Genomic DNA, 3,181 nt, shown 5'->3' on the forward strand with positions numbered 1-3,181 from the left:
CAGTACAGGCGAATCATCAAAATCGCGTCTCTAGGCAGTTTCGGCCCGGGAGGTCCGCCCTCAGCTGCTGACCTGCACGTTCAGGCCACAGTGCCCTCTAGGAGCCCCGAATTACGTCGAACCCGGGACCAACGTCGAGCGGCCCGGCATTGACAATCTGCTGTACAACATCAACGGGCCGCAGGCGTACACGTACGAGATCTGCCTCGACATCCCGGACACCTCGACGTTCACGATCAACGTACGGGACTTGAACGACGGGTTGAAGACCATGTTCACGGACGACCGGCCCGGGGACAAAATCTTCCGCTACGACATTCCCCCCAACAGCTTCTGGCAAGTCCACGGCACGTTGACCGGCCCCGACAGCACCTTCCTCTACTACACCTGGCACGAGAAGCGAACCCCGGCCTGATTTGGCTTCATGCAACGATGGCCGGCTCCACCACTACCAAGCGACCCAGAAGGCTTTTTGACCGAGCTCGCATTCACAGGTCTGGTGAGCAAACGAACGCCGACTAACAACTGAACGTCACTGCTTGACTCGGCATTGCAAGAGTTCTTGCCCGCCTTGTCCGGAAGTTGGCCGCCGCGCCAGAATCAGTTCATCCTTCAACTACTCGGTTGGAGACTCACTGCACGGATGAGGAGAGGCATGAAGCGCACCATCTCCCTGCTCGTCGCCACCGGCGTCCTCGGCGCCGCGCTCACCGGCATCAGCCCCGCGTCCGCAGCCACCTCCGCAGTCGACTGCGCCGCAGGCGAGTACACCCGGGTCGTGAACAGCTACGTCCCCACCAACGTCGAGCGGCCCGCGATCGACGGCCGCAGCTACAACATCGGCGGCCCGTACGCGTACAACTACGAGATCTGCCTCGACATCCCGGACACCTCGACATTCAGCATCGAGGTAAGGATCTGGAACAACGGAACACAGAGCAAGTTCGTAGACAACCGGCCCGGGGACAAGATCTTCCGCTATTCGCTGGCCCCTGACAGCTTCTGGCAGGTCTACGGCACGTTGACCGGACCCGGCAGCACCTACATTTACTACACCTGGCACGAGAAGCAGCTCCCAGCCTGACGTGAAACGGGCCGACCACCCGCGGGCTCTGCCTCGCTTCGAGCGGCCTTCATCCGGGTTCGACATCCGCAGGCCCCCGATCTCCCAAACGGCTCAGTGAGCACTTGGATCAGCCGTTGGTGAGAGTCACCGCACGCAAAGGCCACATCCTGATGACGGGATGTGGCCTTTGACCTGGAGCGGAGCCCAGGAGACGGGATGCGCGATCCGGAGTGGGGCGGCATCGTGGCCGAACCCACCGATCCCGCCCTCTCCGTGGCCCGGGGTATCAGGCGGGCAGCAGGCGCATCAGGGCGTCGCGTGCCCCCGTCATCCGACCGGCGACGGCGAAGCGGGTCATCCAGCGCGACGCCGCCACGATGCGCTGGGCGGCCGGGCGTCGTACGCACGCAGCGCCCTCGGCACGTCGCCGTCGGACTCGCGCAGGCGGTCGTGGCCCTCTACCTGAAGTGGGGCGTTCACGAGTCAACCTGAACTGGTACGGAAGCAAGGCTCGGAAGATCGCTTCCCGGACCTGGGTTGATCGTTTCCCGAGGTCGAGGCTTTGGACGGCTTAGCTGCGGCTCCTGTCGTCTGCGGGGTGCAGGGCGCCGGCGCAGCGCGGTTTGAGGAGTGACCATAGGGACACCGCCATGAGCAGAGCAGTCAGTCCGCCGCAGATCATCACGGTGGAGACCGAGAAGGAGTCGACGACGCGGCCGCCGAGGAACGCGCCGAGGGCGAAGGTCGCCTGGAAGGAGGAGGTGAAGACCACTGTGGCAGCTTCGGGTACGTGAGGGGCGGCGGTGAGGAACGATGCCTGCGAGCAAACGGGCACTCCTCCGTAGGCCAGGCCCCAGATCATGAGCAACACCACGGCGCCGGCGGTCGTGCCGCCTACCGAGGGCAGCAGCAGGGTGGTGGCCGCGATCAGGCAACCGCAGGTTACGAAAGCGGCGCGCAGGCGTGTGGCGATGGCCTTGCCGGCCAGGAAGTTGCCGGCGATCCCGGCGATGCCGTACGCCAGCAGGACGGCGCTAACGGCTGCGGGAGGCAGGCCGGTGACGTCCTGGAGGAAGGGCGTCACGTAGGTGTAGGTGCCGAAGTGGGCCAGGACGATGAGGAAGGTGGCTAGCAGGGCGATGGCGGCACCCCGGGTGCGTAGCAGGTCGAGCAGGACGCGAGGGTTGGTGACCTGGTGGGCGGGCAGCGGCGGCAGCAGCATCATCAGGGCGGCCAGGACCAGGACAGCCAGCGCGGCCAGCACCAGGAAGGCGGTTCGCCAGCCGGCGAGGTTGCCGATGAAGGTGCTGGCCGGTACGCCGAGCACGGAGCCCAGTGGCACGGCGGAGAAGATCACAGCGGTGGCGGTGCCGACGGCGTGCGGCGGCATCAGGCGGCCGGCCAGCCCGGCCCCGATGGACCAGAAGCCGCCGATGGTGAGGCCGACGAGCACCCTGGAGATCAGCATGACCCAGTAGGAGGTCGCCACTGCGGCCAGCACGCCGGCCACGGCCAGCACCGCCATGAGGACGCACAGCATCACGCGGCGGTCCAGGCGCGCGGTGGTCAGTGTGACGGTGGGGGCGGCGACCGCGGCGACGATGCCGGGCAGGGTCATGGTCAGCCCTGTGGTGCCGTCGGAGATGCCGAAGTCGGCGCCGATGGCGGTCAGCAGGCCGATGGGCAGGATTTCGCTGGTGACGATGGCGAAGATGCCCAACATGAGCGAGATGACCGCCAGCCAGTTGATGAGAGGCGAGCGGGGCCGGGCGAGCGTGGTGGTGGACATGATTCCCGTTCAGGCAGGTGCGCGTGGCGAGCAGGCACCCCAGCCAAGCAGTGGTGAAGCAGCAGGTGCTGGCACGTTTCGGACGCAACCGTCTGAGGGCCGGTCACGAACAGATCCGACAGAGGGGGGAGCGAACGCGCGGGCTCGCTCAGGTGGAGGGCACGCGATCCCGTCTTCAGCGGCTGGTGACTGACGGGTGGTGTCAACACCGCTTCAAAACTGACCCCTTTCCAACGTCTGAAATCTGACCCCTGTGGTGTTGTTGGTGGTTACGGTGTGTCGCGTTCGGCGGCTGGTGTGCGTCCGAGGTCTCGGTTCTTCAGCCG

Annotated in this window: 3 protein-coding genes; 2 read left to right on the forward strand and 1 reads right to left on the reverse strand. The window is 65.8% G+C overall.

The features are described from left to right. The first annotated feature begins 250 nt into the window (after nucleotides 1-250). Both ABGB01_RS45780 and ABGB01_RS45785 read left to right on the forward strand, forming a co-directional pair. Nucleotides 251-415 carry a hypothetical protein gene (locus tag ABGB01_RS45780; protein WP_347650944.1) on the forward strand — a complete coding sequence of 55 codons (165 nt, stop codon included), beginning with the start codon at nucleotides 251-253 and terminating at the stop codon, nucleotides 413-415. Between the two features lie 240 nt (nucleotides 416-655). Then, nucleotides 656-1,084: a hypothetical protein gene (locus ABGB01_RS45785; RefSeq protein ID WP_347617658.1), complete on the forward strand. Its 429-nt coding sequence runs from the start codon at nucleotides 656-658 to the stop codon at nucleotides 1,082-1,084. A 553-nt stretch (nucleotides 1,085-1,637) separates the two neighbouring features. On the opposite strand, the gene ABGB01_RS45790 is transcribed toward ABGB01_RS45785, so the two are convergent. Further along, nucleotides 1,638-2,855: an MFS transporter gene (locus ABGB01_RS45790; RefSeq protein ID WP_347780607.1), complete on the reverse strand. Its 1,218-nt coding sequence runs from the start codon at nucleotides 2,853-2,855 to the stop codon at nucleotides 1,638-1,640. Nucleotides 2,856-3,181: the final 326 nt, after the last annotated feature.

The organism is Nonomuraea sp. B5E05, assembly GCF_039880665.1.
In the GTDB taxonomy this organism is placed as follows: domain Bacteria; phylum Actinomycetota; class Actinomycetes; order Streptosporangiales; family Streptosporangiaceae; genus Nonomuraea.